The sequence below is a fragment of the Caballeronia sp. M23-90 genome, from assembly GCF_053574605.1.
In genome coordinates this window covers 1-15,873 of the sequence record NZ_JBSIPA010000114.1, presented here as the reverse complement: position 1 = coordinate 15,873, position 15,873 = coordinate 1, and the positions used below count along the sequence as shown (strand labels likewise).

Below are 15,873 nucleotides of genomic sequence, written 5' to 3'. Positions count from 1 at the left end.
GCTTGTCGTCTTTCAGGCTCGCGTCCAGATCCACCAGGCCCGGAATCTTCGCAAGCCGGTGTTGTGCTTCGGCCGAAAGACGGCGCAGCTCGTCAAGGTTGTCGCCCTGAAGGCTGAACTGGACGGCGCGGGGTCGAACAAAGCCGTCCAGTTCAGATGCGAGTTCGCGCCGGATATCAATAGCCACAATCGGCTTGTCGTCTTTCAGGCTCGCGTCCAGATCCACCAGGCCCGGAATCTTCGCAAGCCGGTGTTGTGCTTCGGCCGAAAGACGGCGCAGCTCGTCAAGGTTGTCGCCCTGAAGGCTGAACTGGACGGCTTTGTTCGACCCCGCGCCGTCCGACATGCCGATCTCGGTAACGGTAATCCCGGCGATGCTTTTCAGCCGGTCGCGAAAGACCTGATTCAGCTCCTGCACGCCGCGCGTGCGGTCGCGCCGCTCCTTCAAATGCACGGTGATCATCGCGTTGTTCTTGCCCTGCGCGTTGCCCGAGTTGATGGTCGCGTAGCTGTAGCGGACTTCCGGGTACTGCGCGAGTACGTTTTCGACTTGCCGGACCTTGTCGGCGGTAGCTTCCAGAGACGTCCCCACAGGCGTGTTCAAGCCGATTTGCGTCGTGGAGAAATCGGCGTTCGGCACGAACTCGGTGCCGATCAGCGGCACAAGAAACAGGCTGCCAATGAACGTCGCGGCTGCGACCACCAGCGTCGCCACGCGATGCCGCAGCGACCACCCGAGCAGCCGCTGGTAGAACCGCGCGAGCCGCTCCACGCCGTGCTCGAAGTGCGCAAGAAAACGCGCCAGATATTTCGTGCCGCGGACATGCAGGGCAGGGTCCGGCCAGATCGATGAAAGCATCGGGTCGAGCGTGAAGGACACGAACATCGATATCAGCACGGCGGCCGCAACCGTCACGCCGAACTGATGGAAGAAGCGTCCGATAATCCCGCTCATGAAGCCGACCGGCAGGAACACGGCGACAATGGAGAATGTCGTGGCAAGCACGGCGAGCGCGATTTCCTTGGTGCCGTCGAGCGCGGCGGTGCGGTGATCGGCTCCAAGCTGGACATGGCGCACGATGTTCTCGCGCACCACGATCGCGTCGTCGATCAGCAGCCCCACGCAAAGCGACAATGCCATCAGCGTGATCACGTTGATCGTGAATCCGGCCATGTACATGAACGCGAACGTGCCGATCAACGCAATTGGCAAGGTGAGTCCGGTGATCACGGTGCTGCGCCACGAACCGAGGAAGAGGAACACGATTGCAATCGTCAGCAGCGCGCCTTCCAGCAACGTGCCCTTGACCTCGTTCACGCTGTTTTCGATTTCGCGCGATGAATCGTCGGTGACGTCGAGCTTCACGCCCGGCGGCAAGGATTTTTGGAGCGCCGCGACTTCGGCGCGGATCCCCTGAGCCACGTCGACGGTGTTCTCGCCCTGCGCCTTGATCACCGATAAAAACAGCGCCCGGTTCCCGTTCAGCAGCGCCATGCTGTCGGGCTCTTCCTGACCGTCGACAACTTGCGCGACCTGATCGAGCGTGACGGCATGGCCTGCATTCGAGGCGCCGCGCCGGGCGACGATGATCCGCTTGAAGTCATCGGGCGTCTGGAAGCGGCCCTTCACCTGCACGGTCTGCTCGATTCCCGCCGATGTCAGCGGCCCCGCCGGAATCTCCTGGTTTTCGTTCTGCACGGCGCGGATCACCTGATCGACGCCTACGGAAAGCGCTTGCAGCCGGTCGGGACTGACGTCGATGCGCACTTGCCGTTTCACGCCACCCACAATGCTCACCGACCCCACGCCGCGCACCGTCTCCAGGCGTTTTCGCACGATCTGGTCGGCGGTGGTCGTGAGATCGCGGGTGCTGAGCAGCGACCCCGGCGCGTTCGAAACCGCGACGGTAACGATCGGCATGTCGGCCGGGTCGTAGCGCAACACGCGCGGTTCCTTCACGCCGTCGCGCAGGTCGGGCCGGATCAGCGCCACTTTGTCGCGCACGTCCTGCGCCGCCTGCATCACATTCACGGACAGGTCGAACTGGACGATCACCACCGACAACGCGTCGTACGAGTGCGACGAGATTTCATCGATACCGCTGATCGTATTGACCGCTTCCTCGACCTTGCGCGTGACATCGGATTCCACCGATTCCGGCGATGCCCCCGGATACGCTGTCTGCACGACAACAACGGGGAAGGTGATATCGGGGAACTGATCGACCTTCAACCGCTGATACGAAAAGAGACCGATCACGAGAAACGCCGCCATCATCATGGCGGCAAAAACCGGATTGTTGATGCTGATTCGCGTGAACCACATGGCGTGCGGCTCCGCTATTTGGAGGCGACGGGTGACGAAGCCGCGGCGCTTGTGCTTGAACCAACCAGCCGCACCTTGCTGCCTATACGCAACGCCCCGAGGTTGTTCTTCACGACTTGCTGACCTTCCTTGAGTGACGAGTCCGCGAGTTCCGTCCAGCTTGCACCGTCGGCGTCGCCGGTCGCGCCTGTCGTCACCGGGACTTCGACGAGCTTGCCGTTCGTGATTGCGTAGACGCTATGACGCGAGCCGTCCGTGTGGACCGACGTCGCCGGCACGACCATCGCATTTGCCGTGCTGCCGACAATGACGCTGCCGGTTCCGAACATGCCAACGCGCAAGGTCGATTGCGGATTGGCCACGCGCACATAGATCATGATCGAGCGCGAGCCGGCTTGCGCGGCCGGGTTGATGCGCGTGACCGTGGCGCTGACCGGGGCATCGATTCCATCGAAGCGGATGCGCACTGGCTGGTCGACCCGTACGCGCCCGATCTCGCCCACGGGCACGGGCGCTTCGAGTTCGAGCTGGGTCAGATCGACGACATCGAACAGCTTGGCGTCCACGGCCACATGCTCGCCCGGCTCCACGTTGCGCGAAGCAATCTGCCCGCCGAACGGCGCGCGCACGATGGTGTCCGCCACCGACAAATTCGATGACAACAACGCCGCCCGCGCCGCAGCCAGGTTTGCGGCCGCGATGGCGTACTGGCTCTGAGCGGTATCAAAGGCGTTCTTCGATATGAAGCCCTTTTCCACCAGCACGCGATTGTTTTCGAGCGTCTGTTTCGCGATGTCCAGTTGACCGGCCATCGCGGCCATTTGTCCGCGCGACTGGTCGGCGCGGGCGGCGTAATCGCGCGCATCGATCGTGGTCAGGATTTGTCCGGCCTTGACCGTATCGCCTTCGCGCGCCCGGACATCCAGCGCCGACCCCGCGACCTTCGCCTTCACTGCCGCTTGCGTGACTGCGCGCAGCGACCCGGTGAGCGGCAGCGTTTCGGACAGCGTATGACGCGTGACGACGGTGAGATCGTCCGGCGTGAATTCGATGACCGACTCATCGGCCGAAGCGGACGGCGTCGCCGGCGCTTCAGCCGCAGCGCGCTTTTTGAGCGAATGAACGACGCCGATCGCCAGCAAGATAACGACGACGATTGCTGCTATGACGCCTGCCCGTTTTGTGGATAAATGCATTGCCTGCCTGTGGAACGTGGAGCACGCCGCACGATAGCGCGTTTCACGGCGACGGGCGGCAAAGTTGCCAAAGGTATCGCGAGGAGGCGGGCGCTGCAAGCGGCATGCAACCCTTGATCAGATCGTTCTTGAGAAGCGCTGCGCGGCATGACCGGCAAGATAGCGATCGAAGATCATTGCCACGTTGCGCACCAGCATGCGTCCGTCGGCGAGCACGTTGATGCCCCTGTTTGTGACTTCGACCAGCCCGTCCGCTTCGAGCGGTTTCAGCCGTTCGAGTTCGCTTGCGAACGCAATGGGAAACCGGATGCCATAAACCGCCTCGATGGCGTCGAAGCGCAGCGAGAACTGACACATCAACTGAGTAATGACGTCGCGCCGCATCCGGTCGTCGGCGGTAAGGCGCACACCGCGGGTGATCGCCAGCTCACCGCGGTCGATGGCCTCGCCGTATCCCGCCATGTCCTTCGCGTTCTGCGCGTAGACGTCGCCAACTTTGCTGATCGATGAAACCCCGAGCCCGATCAGATCGCAATCCGCTTGCGTGCTGTAGCCCTGGAAATTGCGCTGCAGCGTCCCGGCGCGCTGGGCGATCGCGAGTTCATCGGTGGGCAGCGCAAAATGATCCATCCCGATATACACGTAACCCGCCCCGGTCAGCTTCTCGATGACCCGTTCGAGTATCGCGAGACGTACGGCGGGCGAGGGCAGTGCGCTTGCATCGATGTGCCGCTGCATCTTGAAAAGGCGCGGCATATGCGCGTAGCCGAAGACGGACAGACGATCCGGCGCGAGGCCGATGATCGTATCGAGCGTGCGGCTGAAGCTCTCGACGCTTTGATGCGGCAACCCGTAAATCAGGTCGACGCTGACCGACTTGTAGCCTTCCGCCCGCGCCGCCGACATCACCGCTTCGGTCATCTCGAAAGGCTGCACGCGATTGACCGCCTGCTGCACGCGCAGATCGAAGTCCTGCACGCCGAAGCTGAGGCGGTTGAAGCCCAGATCGCGCAACACGCCGATGGTCTCCGCCGACGCCTCGCGCGGATCGATCTCGATGGAATATTCCGCTTGCGCGTCGGGAAGCAGATCGAACGCCTCGCCGGTCGCGACCATCAGCTCGGCCATTTCCTCGTGCGATAAAAACGACGGCGTGCCGCCGCCCCAGTGCAATTGCGTGATGGGGCGGGTTGTATCGAAGCACGCGGCCTGCAAGGCAAGCTCACGTTTCATCCGATCGAGATACGGCCTCCCGTGCGCGCGATTCTTCGTCACGATCTTGTTGCAGCCGCAATAGAAACAGACGGTGTCGCAGAAGGGAATGTGGAAGTACAGCGAGAGATCCGCCGATGCCGCGTCCGGGTCCGCCGCCGCCCGCCTGTAATGGTCGCGATCGAAGGCGTCGGTGAACTGGACGGCGGTCGGATACGACGTGTAGCGCGGCCCGGCCGCATCATATTTGGTGAGCAGATCGGGGCGGAAGAGGGACATTGCTGACAGGCCGTGATGGAATCGTTCGAGTCTATCCGACACATTTCCACGATTCTTGCGTGATATCGCCGCAGTCACCCAGTGGCACAATGCCGGGTTGCCGCTTTTTAAAAACGCCCGATCCATGGCCGCCGTCCCCGACCCGAAGATGTCCGCCCACGCGTGCCGCGAAGCGTGCGGCGCGTGCTGCATCGCGCCGTCAATTTCGAGCGCGATTCCCGGCATGCCTCACGGCAAGCCGGCGGGCGTACGCTGCGTGCAGCTCGGAGAGGATTTGCGCTGCGCGATATTCGGCGATCCGCGCCGACCCGCTTGCTGCTCGGGCCTTCAGCCATCGGAACCGATGTGCGGAGACAGCCGCGGCTACGCGCTCGCCTGGCTGACGCAACTCGAAATCGATACACACCCTGAGCAACCCGAGCGCGTCTGAACGGTCGAACGCTCATTCAAGTCACTGGAGAATTTCGCATGACTCAAGCCGTTGCGCCGAAGCGGCGCCGGTTCCTGCTCGCGGCCCTGGGCGGCGCGGGCGCGGTGGCGCTGGGAACTCAGCCGGGCAAACCGGCGCGCGCTGCATCCATTTTCCCGTTCATCCCCGATCACTACACGTTTAGCCGCGCCGAAGTACAGGACGCAGTGCAGCGCAAGTTTCCGTTCCAGCGCACGGCATCGCAAATATTCGATGTCACGCTCGCCAATCCGCTGGTCGGCCTTGCACCGGATCGCAACCGCATCACCGTGCGGGTGGACGCCCGCCTGGCAACGCCATTCATGCCGAACCCCGTGACGGGCGTCTTCACGTTGTCCAGCCAACTGGCCTACGACGCAGCCAGCCATTCGGTCATCCTGATGTCGCCGACTGTCGACGATACCCAGGTCACCGGCGACGCCGCGCAATACACCCAGCAGATCAACGCGGCCGGCGCGGTCATGGCGACGCAGTTTCTCGACCGCTACCCCATCTACACGTTCAAGCCCGAACAATTACAGTTTGCCGGAGTTAATTACGAACCCGGTACAATCACCGTCCTTACAAACGGCATACGCGTGCAGATCGTCGAGAAATAGTTTTTTTCGATGACATTTCCGCTCGCGGCATGCCCTGAACGACCGGCCGGCAACGGCCGACCAATGGCGAAAGGGCGGAGCGATGGACGGGATTCTGTTTTGCAAGGCGCTGATTCTGGGCGTGGTGGAGGGGTTGACCGAGTTTTTGCCGGTCTCGAGCACGGGACATCTGATCGTGGCCGGCAGTTTGCTGAACTTTACGAACGCCCAGGCGAAGACGTTCGACGTGGTGATCCAGTTCGGCGCGATCCTTGCCATCGTCTGGGAGTACCGGCGCAAGATCGGATCAATCGTGGCCGGTCTTCCAACGCAGCCCAAGGCACGCCGGTTCACGTTGAACGTGATCATTGCGACCATTCCGGCCATCGTGCTGGGGCTGCTGCTCGAAAAGCACATCAAGGCTGTCTTGTTCGCGCCGGTGCCGGTTTCGGTGGCGCTGATCGTGGGTGGCCTCGTGATCCTGTGGGCGGAGGCACGCAACCGCGACAAGAATGTCGCGCCTCGCGTGACTTCCGTCGACGACCTCAGTTATTCCGATGCGCTCAAGGTCGGCCTCGCGCAGTGTTTTGCGCTGATTCCGGGTACGTCGCGTTCGGGATCGACGATCATCGGCGGGATGTTGTTCGGGCTGGAACGCAAGGTTGCGACCGAGTTTTCGTTTTTCCTCGCGATCCCGATCATTTTCGGCGCCACGTTGTATGAGCTTGCGAGGGACTGGAAGTCGCTGACGGTGGACTCGCTCGGGCTCTTCATGGTCGGGCTGGTGGCGGCGTTCATCAGCGCGTTCGTTTGTATCCGATGGCTGCTGCGCTACGTCGCCACGCACGATTTCACGGCGTTCGCGTGGTATCGGATCGGCTTCGGGTTGCTGATCTTGATCGTCGGATACAGCGGCGGATTGAGCTGGGCTGAATAAGCGGTTGCCCATGCATATGGAAACAGGCCGGTTCAACTTCAGTTGAATCGGCCTGTTTTGTTTCAGCGATGCGGGGTATGCGCTACGTCAGCGGCGTTTGAACACCAGGTCCCAGACGCCGTGGCCGAGTTTCAGCCCGCGGCGTTCGAACTTGGTCACCGGCCGATAATCCGGACGCGGGGCATAACCCGCATCGGACGTATTGTCGAGCGCCGGTTCCGCCAGTAACACCTCGAGCATCTGCTCGGCATAGTTCTGCCAGTCTGTCGCGAGATGCAGATAACCGCCGGGCTTGAGCCGCGACACGAGCAGCGAGACGAACCCCGGCTGGATCAACCGGCGCTTATGGTGCCGCGCCTTGTGCCACGGATCGGGGAAATAAATGTGAACGCCGTCGAGGCTTTCCGCCGCGATCATGTGTTCGAGCACTTCCACGGCGTCGTGCTGGACGATCCGGATGTTTTCAAGGCCCTGCTCACCGATCAGTTTCAACAGCGCGCCCACGCCCGGCTCGTGCACTTCGACGCCGAGAAAATCATCGCCGGGACGTGCCGTGGCAATTTCCGCCGTCGTCGCGCCCATGCCGAAGCCGATTTCGAGCACGCGCGGCGCGCTCCGGCCGAAGGCAGCATCCCAATCGAGCGGTTGCGGCGTGTACGGCACGACAAAACGCGGGCCGAAGTCATCGAGCGCACGACGTTGTCCCGTCGATACCCGGCCCGCCCGCGTCACGAAACTCCGGATACGGCGGTGCGGCCGGCCGTCAGCCGTATTCTCGCCTTCGGTTGAATCGTTATCGGCCGCTTCGGCGTCGTCGTGGTCTGAAGTGGGGTCGTGGATCATCGGCAAGGACGGATTCAGTGGTTGAGCAAAGGCGCGGCGGCGGAAAATACGAGAACGCCGCCTTAAATCAAAAAGCCGCCTACGAGGGCGGCTTTTTGCAAGTCAAAACAACTCGAAACTGGAGCGGGCGATGGGAATCGAACCCACGTCTGTAGCTTGGGAAGCTACGGTAATGGCCATTATACGACGCCCGCAGAGACGGCGATTTTACGCGGAACGGCCGCGTTCCCGCAACCTCGGCCGTTTGGACAACGCTTCAGACGCCGAACATGGTCATTGTCACGGCCAGGCGCGTCACGATCATCAACAGCACCTGCACGATCACGAACAGCAGGATGGGCGACAAATCGATACCACCCATGCGCGGCAGAATGCGCCGCAGCGGTTCGAGAAACGGCGCCGTCAGTTGATACAGCAGCGGCATGGCCGGCGATTGCGGATTGAGCCACGACAGCAACGCCATCAGGATCGTCATCCAGATGATCAGGTTCAGCGCCCATTTGACGACCGTGATCACCGCGACCAGGAGCAGGGTAGGCAGCAGGACCGGGATGCCTGCCGGATCAATGCCGGCAAGCAGCACCATCAGGATCAGGAAGACAAACGCAGCAATGAACGCGGCAATGATGCTCGCCAGATCGACCGACTTGGTGGCCGGCAAGATCTTGCGCAGCGGCAGGACGAGCCAGTTGGTCGCCTGCATCACGGCGTTGGAAACCGGGTTGTACGGCGGCATGCGGACAAATTGCATCCAGGCGCGCAGCAACAGCGCCGCGCCGAACAGCGTAAATACTGTGTTGAGTACAAAACGGGCGATCTCGCCAAACATCTCAGATCCTTTTTTTCAAGGCAAAAGCGCGGCGCTTGCGGCCGCGCGGGTTGTCACGAGGGCAGTTAAAGGCGGCGTGGGCACGCCGCATAGCCGGTTGTCTGCCTAGCTGCTGGCTCGGACTTCGCTGATCTGCACGACGGCCGGATCGCCGTCGGTGTAATTCGTCAAATCGTCCGCAAAAGCTTTTGCGTGCGGCGCCACTGCGGCCTTGAACGCATCGACGGAGTCGAACAGCAGGTGGCCGGCGGCCACGTATAGGGGCTTTGAACCCGGTGCGCCGCCGCCAAGGCCGACGTCGGCCGACCAGCCTTTCAATGTAGTGCCCAACAGGCCGGCGACCCACGGCATATGGTGCGAGCAGTAGTAATCGATGTCGAAGCGCGCATTCTCGCTATACGGATACATAAAGCTGACTTTGATCATTTTGTTCTTTCTCGTAGCTGAATGGATTGGCGTCGAGGGCAGCCGGGTAACTGGTGTATCGGGTGTTTCCGGCCAGCGTTCAACCAGGGCATTCGAACGGGTGGTTTGCAGCATTGGTTCAGCGCGCCCGCCAGATCCCCCGGCGGCTTCCCCACACTGGCGCGCCGGGCATCACCATAGCATGGCTTGAGTGCGCCTTGGGACGGTTGCCGCACGCTGCGGTTGGGCATGCGCTCGCCTTCAGCCCGGGCGATTCGATGGTCATGCGTTCGGCGTCGCACCGATGACGTCAACGGGGAGGGTTAAAACTACAACATAGGTGGGACAAGGGCGATTGTCTGTATGTCAGAGTGTTCGCCCGCAAAGCCAGGAAGCGATATGGAAGAAAGGGCATAGTCTTTGCTCTGATGAAAAAGTAAGCATCTTTTTGATCGCGGCGTGGTCAGTGCGCGCGACGCGACGGTAGGAATAGGCGGAATCGGCGCGGCGGCCCATTCCTCATGGGTTTCGACAGAGTGCCGCTTCAGCGCCAGGTTCAAGTGTCAGATTGCTTGCCAATGCCGGTTTCGCAACCTTCAGGGGTCACCATGAGTATCTTTGCTTATCGGAAACATCTTCGTTTTCTCAGTGAGACGCATCGGCGTCAGTGGTGGGATCAACGAAAAAGACTTACGCCGCGGGTGCGCATCAGCGGGGCGTACGTGCCACCCAATGTCACACGCGAATTCGCGTACGTGAAAGTAGGCTGAGCGAAAAAACTTGCAGCACCTTGCCTGACGTAGAACGCTTAGAAATCGCAGCCCTGTTCGATGGTTCTCCATCGGCGGGGCTGTTTTACTTTTTGCGTTGGTCAGTCAATTGTAATGAATCATTTCATTGGTGACATTTGGAATAAACGGTCACCGCGGGCTGTGACTGGCGGCTAACTCTGCAAACCCTTAACATCGCCCGCTGAGCGGCTACAGCTATGAAGCGAAAGGCGCCGCTCGACTTGAAAACCGCCGGAGAACGCCCAGTTTCAAGGCAGTTCCAATTGCATTTGGCTACAAATGCTTAAGGTGGGTTTCAGGGTTTTTAGCTACATTCAATGCATGTCGTTGCGTTATCCCGTCGTGTGCACGGGTACCGCAGCGGGGAGAAGAAAAGTGAAAAAGTTAGTCCCGTTTGTGGTCGCTGCAGCCATCGGTGCAGGCTTCGCAAGTGCAGCTCAGGCCCACGTTTCGGTAGGTATCGGCATTGGCGTGCCGGCGTATCCGGTCTACGCTGCGCCGCCTCCGCCCGTGTATTACGCTCCGCCCCCGGCTCCGGTCTATTACGCGCCGCCGCCGGTGGTCTATGCGCCGCCCGCTGTGGTCGTCGGTGGGGGTTATTATGGTCGGCCGTACTACGGCGGGTATCACGGTGGATACGGATATCACGGTGGCTATCGTGGTGGATATGGCGGCGGATACGGTGGATGGCGGCGTTGAGCCGCGGCTCGATAACCTGATTTCTTCCGCTTGATGACAAGCGCGAATGACAAGCGCGGCGCGATTCGGCTCGACCGGTTGCGCCGTTTTGCTTTTTCGAGGTTTATCCGCAGTTCTCGATCGTAGGCCGATTGGCCAGCTTTTCAGACGCAGCACTATGCTGGGACAATGGCGTTCCCTCCAACCGCCGCCTGATGCCAGATGCCCATTCTCCCCGCACCCACATATGCCGACGTCGCCGATGCCGCCAAACGCATTGCCGGCGCCGCGCATCGCACGCCTGTCCTGACCTCGAACACCGCTGACGCCCTCGCCGGCGCCAGCCTCTTCTTCAAGTGCGAGAATTTCCAGCGCATGGGGGCCTTCAAGTTTCGCGGCGCATTCAACGCGATCTCACATTTCTCCGATACCCAGCGCAAGGCCGGCGTCCTGACCTATTCGTCGGGCAACCACGCGCAGGCAATCGCGCTATCCGCCCGGATCGCGGGCATCAAGGCGACGATCATCATGCCGGAGGACGCGCCCGCTGCGAAAATGGAAGCCACGCGCGGCTATGGTGGCGAGGTGATCACATATGACCGGTACACGGAAGATCGTGAGGCTATTGGCGCGAAGATCGCGCAAGAGCGCGGCATGACGCTGATTCCGCCGTACGATCATCCGCACGTGATCGCCGGGCAGGGAACCGTCGTGAAGGAATTGATCGAGGAGACGGGGCCGCTGGACTACTTGTTCGTGTGCCTTGGCGGCGGTGGGCTGCTCGCCGGATGCGCGCTGGCAGCGGCCGAGCTGAGTCCGTCGTGCTCGGTGATCGGCGTGGAGCCGGAAGCGGGCAACGACGCCCAGCAATCGCTGGCGCGCGGTGAGATCGTGCATATCGATGTGCCGCGCACCATCGCCGATGGCGCCGCGTCCACACATGTCGGCGAATACAACTTCCCAATCCTGCAGCGGCTCGTGGATCGCGTCGTGACCGTCAGCGACGACCAGCTTGTCTCGACCATGAGGTTCTTTGCCGAGCGCATGAAGATGGTTGTCGAGCCGACCGGCTGTCTCGCGGCCGCAGCGGTGCTTCAGAACGTCGTGCCGGTAGCGGGCAAGCGCGTGGGTGTGGTGATCAGCGGCGGCAACGTGGACATGGCGCGGTTTGCGGGTTTTATCGCGTGATGCGATCGCGTTAAATTGCCGTTGCGCTGTTCACGATCAGGTCGCGATATCCGTGCACGATCACGCTGTACGAGAAGTACGCGAACAGCACCGCTGACAAAACATGGCAAGCGCGCAGCAACGCAGTCCCTGCGCGCTTGCGGCCATGGCTTGCGAGCGTGCAGATGAACACCGTCCATGCGAGGCCGCCTGCAAGAAAACCTGCGAGAAATACCGACGCGCTCATCTTGCCGGTCGCGCCGGCTTTCGCGATGAGCGCGCCACCCACGGCGGCAAACCAGAGGATTGCGCTCGGCGACGAAACCGCCAGCAACACCCCGCGCAGGAAACTGCGCAGATGCGAGGGCCGGGGCGTGGCGACATTGGCCTCGCCTTCCACCGGAGGCGCAGATGCCGGATAAAGCGCCTCACGCGCCATCCTGAAGGTGAGGAACAGCAGCACGATCGAGCCGCCGATCCATACGACCCAGCGCACGGCATCGAACTGGAGCAACGCGGCCATGCCCGCCAGCGCCAGCGCGGCATACAGCAGGTCGCCGACGCAGGTGCCGAGGCCCAGCATCATGCCGGGCTTGAAACCGTGGGAAAGCGTCAGCGAGATGATCGCGACGTTTGCAATACCAATATCCAGACACAGCGACAACGACAGAAAGAATCCATCCGACAACAACGGCAACGCGTGCATCCAGGCTTTCCCTTTTTGATTGCTATTGAGTGGGGCAGCGGTTACGCGCGTTCGAGCGGCACCGAGACCACAAGCCGTCCCGTTTCAATACCCATCGTGTTGCGCATGGTCAGATTCCGGTAGGCGCTTAGCTTTTCGCGTTGTGCCGCGTTGCCAATGCCGAGTTGATCGAGCACGTCGGTGACGATGGCATAGAGCACGGCCGTGTTGCCGTCCTCGACTTTCACGGCGATACCCAGTGCCGGGCGCGAGCCCGATTCGCGCACGCCGATCGCATAGCTCGCGTCGGCGCCCACCTTGCCGACCAGTTCACCTTCGAAGGCGCGCATCAGCGCAGTACAGAAGCGCTGTTCGCCGGCGACGAGTTCGGGGTAGGTTGTCATCGCGCGGTAGATCCGGGCGAGGGCGGCCGAGCGCGGCGTGTTATCGGGACGTGTACCGGCGGCGGCGATCTTCACGAAAAGCCGTGCCAGCCGATCAAGCGGAAACGCCGGCGTAGGCAGGTTGCATCCATCCGTGGCCCATTGCACACCGTCGCCCGGAAGATCGCAAACCTCGGCCATTGTCTGCTTGACCCGGACCTGAAGCGGATGGTCGGGCAAGTGATAATCCGCGATCGCCACGCCCAGCGCCTGCGCGCCGGCGAGCATCCCCGCGTGTTTGCCCGAGCAATTGCTGCACACGCCTGTTGGCGTGAAGTCGCGCCTGATCCAGTCCTTCCAGACCGCGTCCGATAACGGCGGATGACCGCCGCATCGAAGATCGGTTTCTGTTGCGTGCGCCTTTGCGAGCATCGCCTTTACGCGTTCGATATGGCGCGGCTCGCTGTTGTGCGAGGCGCACATCAGGGCGAGATCGGCGTCATCGAACCCAAAACGTTCGAGCGCGCCCGTTTCCAGCACGGCCAGCGCTTGCGCCGGTTTTGCGGCGGAGCGCGCGAGCGTCATGCGCGACGGATCGCCGAATGCATGCAGGAGGCGGCCTTCGGCGTCGACCACGGCGACATGCGCGGTGTGCGTGTTCTCCACCGACTCCCCACGATAAACCGTCGCCGCAGCGCTCATGACCGTGCTCCTCCCGAAAAGCCGATTTCGTCCCACAGCGCATCGACGCGCCGTTTGACCGCATCGTCCATCACGATCGGCCGGCCCCATTCGCGGTCCGTCTCGCCGGGCCATTTGTTCGTGGCGTCGAGACCCATCTTCGATCCTAGCCCGGCCTTCGGCGAAGCAAAATCCAGGTAATCGATCGGGGTGTTATCGACGAGCACCGTATCTCTCGATGGATCGATACGCGTAGTAATCGCCCAGATCACTTCCTTCCAGTCGCGGATGTTGACGTCGTCGTCCACCACCACGATGAACTTCGTGTACATGAATTGCCGCAAGAAGCTCCAGACGCCGAACATCACGCGCTTGGCATGTCCCGGGTAGCTCTTCTTGATCTGCACGATTGCCATGCGGTAGCTGCAGCCTTCGGGCGGCAGATAGAAGTCGGTGATCTCGGTGAACTGCTTCTGCAGGAGCGGCACGAATACTTCATTGAGCGCGACGCCAAGGACGGCGGGTTCGTCGGGCGGCTTGCCTGTATACGTTGAGTGATAGAGCGCATCGCGGCGCATGGTGATCTTTTCGACCGTGAAGACCGGGAACCACTCTTGTTCGTTGTAGTAGCCCGTGTGGTCGCCGTACGGACCTTCGAGCGCGTGCTCGTATTTGCCGGACGCATTATTCGATGGCCTCGGCGGCGCGCCCTCGGGCGCCTGCGGCAGGGGACCGTCTTGCGGGTAGATAAACCCTTCGAGCACGATCTCGGCGCGCGCCGGTACTTGCAGCGTGTCGACGCCCGGCGTCAGGCATTTTGCCAGCTCGGTCTTCGCGCCGCGCAGCAGACCGGCAAACTGATATTCGGAAAGCGAGTCGGGCACCGGCGTCACGGCGCCGAGAATCGTTGCGGGATCGGCGCCGAGCACCACGGCAACCGGATACGGCTTGCCCGGATTGGCAAGCGCGAACTCCCTGAAGTCGAGCGCGCCGCCGCGATGTGCGAGCCATCGCATGATGAGCTTGTTGCGCCCGATCAGTTGCTGTCTATATATGCCGAGGTTTTGCCGCGTCTTGTTCGGCCCGCGCGTGACGGTCAGGCCCCACGTGATCAGCGGACCGGCGTCGCCCGGCCAGCATGTCTGAATAGGAAGGCGTGCAAGATCGACGTCCTGTCCTTCCCACACGATCTCCTGGCACGGCGGGGCGTTCACCGTCTTCGGCGCCATGTCCCATACGGCCTTGGCGAGCGTGAACAGCTTGCCTGCGTCCTTCAATCCCTTGGGCGGCTCGGGTTCCTTGAGGGCGGAGAGCAGGCGCCCGACATCGCGAAGTGACTCGAGTGCAGCTTTGTCACTGAGAAGACTCGGGTCCGAAGCGGCTTGCGCCTCCGTTTCGATACCCATGCCCAGGGCCACGCGCCTCGGCGTACCGAACAGGTTGGCCAGCACCGGCATGGTGTGTCCGGTTGGCGTCTGGAAAAGCAGCGCGGGGCCTCCCGATCGCAGCACGCGATCGGACAACTCGGTCATTTCAAGAACTGGGGAAACGGGCTGCTTGATGCGGCGCAACTCGCCAAGCGTTTCGAGGCGGGCGGTGAAGTCGCGCAGGTCTTTGTATTTCATCGGCTGAGGGGTAGGGCCTGCGAGGAAAATTATCTGCAGCCCGGCGCACAACAAAGTTCGTGGAGAGGCTCCGGAGCGCGCGCGGGCGATTGTCGATTTTACCTGTGTTGATGTCGGTACGTCAGGTCACACAACGGCACAACTCGGGCTTGACCGCTGGAAAACCGCTTGGGAAGGCGCTTTGAGGACTCTGAACACTGTTTATAATAACCAAAAGTAATGGGTTTTACATTTCTCAGCATTGACGGATCATTTGAGGCTGCTAGAATCCATCGACATTGACAACACCGATTGCAACTTTTTACCAGTGCCACGGGTCTTTTGAAACGACGCGCTGCGTCACCCGGCCGGATTGTTCCGGTAAGTAATGGCAGTGGTGTTCATGCCGGCGCTCTTCTTCGCCGGTTTTTCGCGTGGTGGCCTGTGTGCGCGCCCCGGCATGTTCTTCGTGCCGCGCGCACCCGGATTCGAAGTATTCCGGTTAGGGCTGTCCCAACGGTTTGTGCCGTTTTTCCCGATACCGCTCGTGGGCTGTCCCAGAGCTGGCGGTGTCGATTTCTCCGTGGTGTGGCGGTTTTTAACGTTTACATCTGTAGAAATCAATGCATTTGGGAGCTCCAATGAATGCTTGGTTGTCGTGGCGTCCTGACGCTCGCATCGCGCTGTATCTGCGCGCCGTGCTGCGTCGCGCCAAACATATGAGTCTTACCGTCTTCAGCCTGGTCGGCTGTGCGGCCGTCGTAACAGCGCTCGCGCTGTGGCTGCTTCCCGCCTGGCGCGGCTCCTTCA

General features: G+C 61.6%; 14 protein-coding genes, 1 tRNA gene and 1 pseudogene. 6 read left to right on the top strand and 10 right to left on the bottom strand.

Going from position 1 to position 15,873, the window contains the following annotated elements; genetic code table 11:
- The 3 genes from ACRXB1_RS13980 to hemN all read right to left on the bottom strand — a co-directional run.
- On the bottom strand, window positions 1-2,326 hold a 2,326-nt coding region (locus tag ACRXB1_RS13980), incomplete at its 3' end, for an efflux RND transporter permease subunit (RefSeq protein WP_449492322.1).
- A 14-nt stretch (window positions 2,327-2,340) separates the two neighbouring features.
- Window positions 2,341-3,522 (bottom strand): efflux RND transporter periplasmic adaptor subunit, encoded by a 1,182-nt coding sequence (locus tag ACRXB1_RS13975; RefSeq protein ID WP_449492321.1) that lies wholly within the window; start codon window positions 3,520-3,522, stop codon window positions 2,341-2,343.
- 117 nt (window positions 3,523-3,639) lie between these two features.
- Entirely contained in the window at window positions 3,640-5,013 is a 1,374-nt protein-coding gene (gene hemN / locus ACRXB1_RS13970) for an oxygen-independent coproporphyrinogen III oxidase (RefSeq protein ID WP_449492320.1), read from the bottom strand.
- 124 nt (window positions 5,014-5,137) lie between these two features.
- Between hemN and ACRXB1_RS13965 the strand changes: the two genes are divergently transcribed.
- The 3 genes from ACRXB1_RS13965 to ACRXB1_RS13955 all read left to right on the top strand — a co-directional run bounded on the left by ACRXB1_RS13965 (window position 5,138) and on the right by ACRXB1_RS13955 (window position 6,997).
- Window positions 5,138-5,443 carry a YkgJ family cysteine cluster protein gene (locus ACRXB1_RS13965; RefSeq protein WP_449492319.1) on the top strand — a complete coding sequence of 102 codons (306 nt, stop codon included), beginning with the start codon at window positions 5,138-5,140 and terminating at the stop codon, window positions 5,441-5,443.
- 38 nt (window positions 5,444-5,481) lie between these two features.
- Window positions 5,482-6,081 (top strand): DUF1439 domain-containing protein, encoded by a 600-nt coding sequence (locus tag ACRXB1_RS13960; RefSeq protein ID WP_061998878.1) that lies wholly within the window; start codon window positions 5,482-5,484, stop codon window positions 6,079-6,081.
- A gap of 82 nt (window positions 6,082-6,163) precedes the next feature.
- Complete coding sequence (locus tag ACRXB1_RS13955; protein ID WP_061998879.1) at window positions 6,164-6,997, top strand: undecaprenyl-diphosphate phosphatase; 834 nt, start codon at window positions 6,164-6,166, stop codon at window positions 6,995-6,997.
- 87 nt (window positions 6,998-7,084) lie between these two features.
- Here the strand turns inward: ACRXB1_RS13955 and trmB are convergent, their stop codons facing one another.
- The 4 genes from trmB to ACRXB1_RS13935 all read right to left on the bottom strand — a co-directional run bounded on the left by trmB (window position 7,085) and on the right by ACRXB1_RS13935 (window position 9,095).
- Window positions 7,085-7,840 carry a tRNA (guanosine(46)-N7)-methyltransferase TrmB gene (gene trmB / locus ACRXB1_RS13950; protein ID WP_449492323.1) on the bottom strand — a complete coding sequence of 252 codons (756 nt, stop codon included), beginning with the start codon at window positions 7,838-7,840 and terminating at the stop codon, window positions 7,085-7,087.
- Between the two features lie 119 nt (window positions 7,841-7,959).
- Window positions 7,960-8,034: transfer RNA gene (locus ACRXB1_RS13945), tRNA-Gly, on the bottom strand.
- A 62-nt stretch (window positions 8,035-8,096) separates the two neighbouring features.
- The gene (locus tag ACRXB1_RS13940) at window positions 8,097-8,669 is read right to left on the bottom strand and encodes a YggT family protein (protein ID WP_061998881.1); all 573 of its coding nucleotides are present in this window, start codon (window positions 8,667-8,669) and stop codon (window positions 8,097-8,099) included.
- 105 nt (window positions 8,670-8,774) lie between these two features.
- The gene (locus ACRXB1_RS13935) at window positions 8,775-9,095 is read right to left on the bottom strand and encodes an EthD family reductase (protein WP_061998882.1); all 321 of its coding nucleotides are present in this window, start codon (window positions 9,093-9,095) and stop codon (window positions 8,775-8,777) included.
- Window positions 9,096-10,240: 1,145 nt separating this feature from the next.
- On the opposite strand from ACRXB1_RS13935, the gene ACRXB1_RS13930 reads away from it, so the two are divergent.
- Both ACRXB1_RS13930 and ACRXB1_RS13925 read left to right on the top strand, forming a co-directional pair.
- The gene (locus ACRXB1_RS13930) at window positions 10,241-10,564 is read left to right on the top strand and encodes a hypothetical protein (protein ID WP_075359639.1); all 324 of its coding nucleotides are present in this window, start codon (window positions 10,241-10,243) and stop codon (window positions 10,562-10,564) included.
- A gap of 201 nt (window positions 10,565-10,765) precedes the next feature.
- On the top strand, window positions 10,766-11,731 hold the full coding sequence (locus tag ACRXB1_RS13925; protein ID WP_449492318.1) for a threo-3-hydroxy-L-aspartate ammonia-lyase: 966 nt from the start codon (window positions 10,766-10,768) through the stop codon (window positions 11,729-11,731).
- Between the two features lie 10 nt (window positions 11,732-11,741).
- Here ACRXB1_RS13925 and ACRXB1_RS13920 read toward each other — a convergent pair whose 3' ends face one another.
- From ACRXB1_RS13920 to ubiD, 3 genes are read right to left on the bottom strand one after another with little or no spacing between them, the layout of a single operon-like run.
- The gene (locus ACRXB1_RS13920; RefSeq protein WP_174362931.1) at window positions 11,742-12,416 is read right to left on the bottom strand and encodes a LysE family transporter; all 675 of its coding nucleotides are present in this window, start codon (window positions 12,414-12,416) and stop codon (window positions 11,742-11,744) included.
- Window positions 12,417-12,457: 41 nt separating this feature from the next.
- Window positions 12,458-13,480 carry an asparaginase gene (locus ACRXB1_RS13915; protein WP_449492317.1) on the bottom strand — a complete coding sequence of 341 codons (1,023 nt, stop codon included), beginning with the start codon at window positions 13,478-13,480 and terminating at the stop codon, window positions 12,458-12,460.
- On the bottom strand, window positions 13,477-15,084 hold the full coding sequence (gene ubiD / locus ACRXB1_RS13910; protein WP_061998887.1) for a 4-hydroxy-3-polyprenylbenzoate decarboxylase: 1,608 nt from the start codon (window positions 15,082-15,084) through the stop codon (window positions 13,477-13,479). The genes ACRXB1_RS13915 and ubiD overlap by 4 nt, the downstream gene beginning before the upstream one ends.
- A gap of 620 nt (window positions 15,085-15,704) precedes the next feature.
- Here ubiD and ACRXB1_RS13905 point away from each other — a divergent pair.
- Window positions 15,705-15,873: pseudogene (locus ACRXB1_RS13905) on the top strand (lytic transglycosylase domain-containing protein); the annotation flags it as partial.

Bases quoted from the DNA above. Each gene is read 5' to 3' on its own strand.
- ACRXB1_RS13975 (WP_449492321.1), bottom strand. From the start codon at position 3,522: ATGCATTTATCCACAAAACGGGCAGGCGTCATAGCAGCAATCGTCGTC.
- hemN (WP_449492320.1), bottom strand. From the start codon at position 5,013: ATGTCCCTCTTCCGCCCCGATCTGCTCACCAAATATGATGCGGCCGGG.
- ACRXB1_RS13965 (WP_449492319.1), top strand. From the start codon at position 5,138: ATGGCCGCCGTCCCCGACCCGAAGATGTCCGCCCACGCGTGCCGCGAA.
- ACRXB1_RS13960 (WP_061998878.1), top strand. From the start codon at position 5,482: ATGACTCAAGCCGTTGCGCCGAAGCGGCGCCGGTTCCTGCTCGCGGCC.
- ACRXB1_RS13955 (WP_061998879.1), top strand. From the start codon at position 6,164: ATGGACGGGATTCTGTTTTGCAAGGCGCTGATTCTGGGCGTGGTGGAG.
- trmB (WP_449492323.1), bottom strand. From the start codon at position 7,840: ATGATCCACGACCCCACTTCAGACCACGACGACGCCGAAGCGGCCGAT.
- ACRXB1_RS13940 (WP_061998881.1), bottom strand. From the start codon at position 8,669: ATGTTTGGCGAGATCGCCCGTTTTGTACTCAACACAGTATTTACGCTG.
- ACRXB1_RS13935 (WP_061998882.1), bottom strand. From the start codon at position 9,095: ATGATCAAAGTCAGCTTTATGTATCCGTATAGCGAGAATGCGCGCTTC.
- ACRXB1_RS13925 (WP_449492318.1), top strand. From the start codon at position 10,766: ATGCCCATTCTCCCCGCACCCACATATGCCGACGTCGCCGATGCCGCC.
- ACRXB1_RS13920 (WP_174362931.1), bottom strand. From the start codon at position 12,416: ATGCACGCGTTGCCGTTGTTGTCGGATGGATTCTTTCTGTCGTTGTCG.
- ACRXB1_RS13915 (WP_449492317.1), bottom strand. From the start codon at position 13,480: ATGAGCGCTGCGGCGACGGTTTATCGTGGGGAGTCGGTGGAGAACACG.
- ubiD (WP_061998887.1), bottom strand. From the start codon at position 15,084: ATGAAATACAAAGACCTGCGCGACTTCACCGCCCGCCTCGAAACGCTT.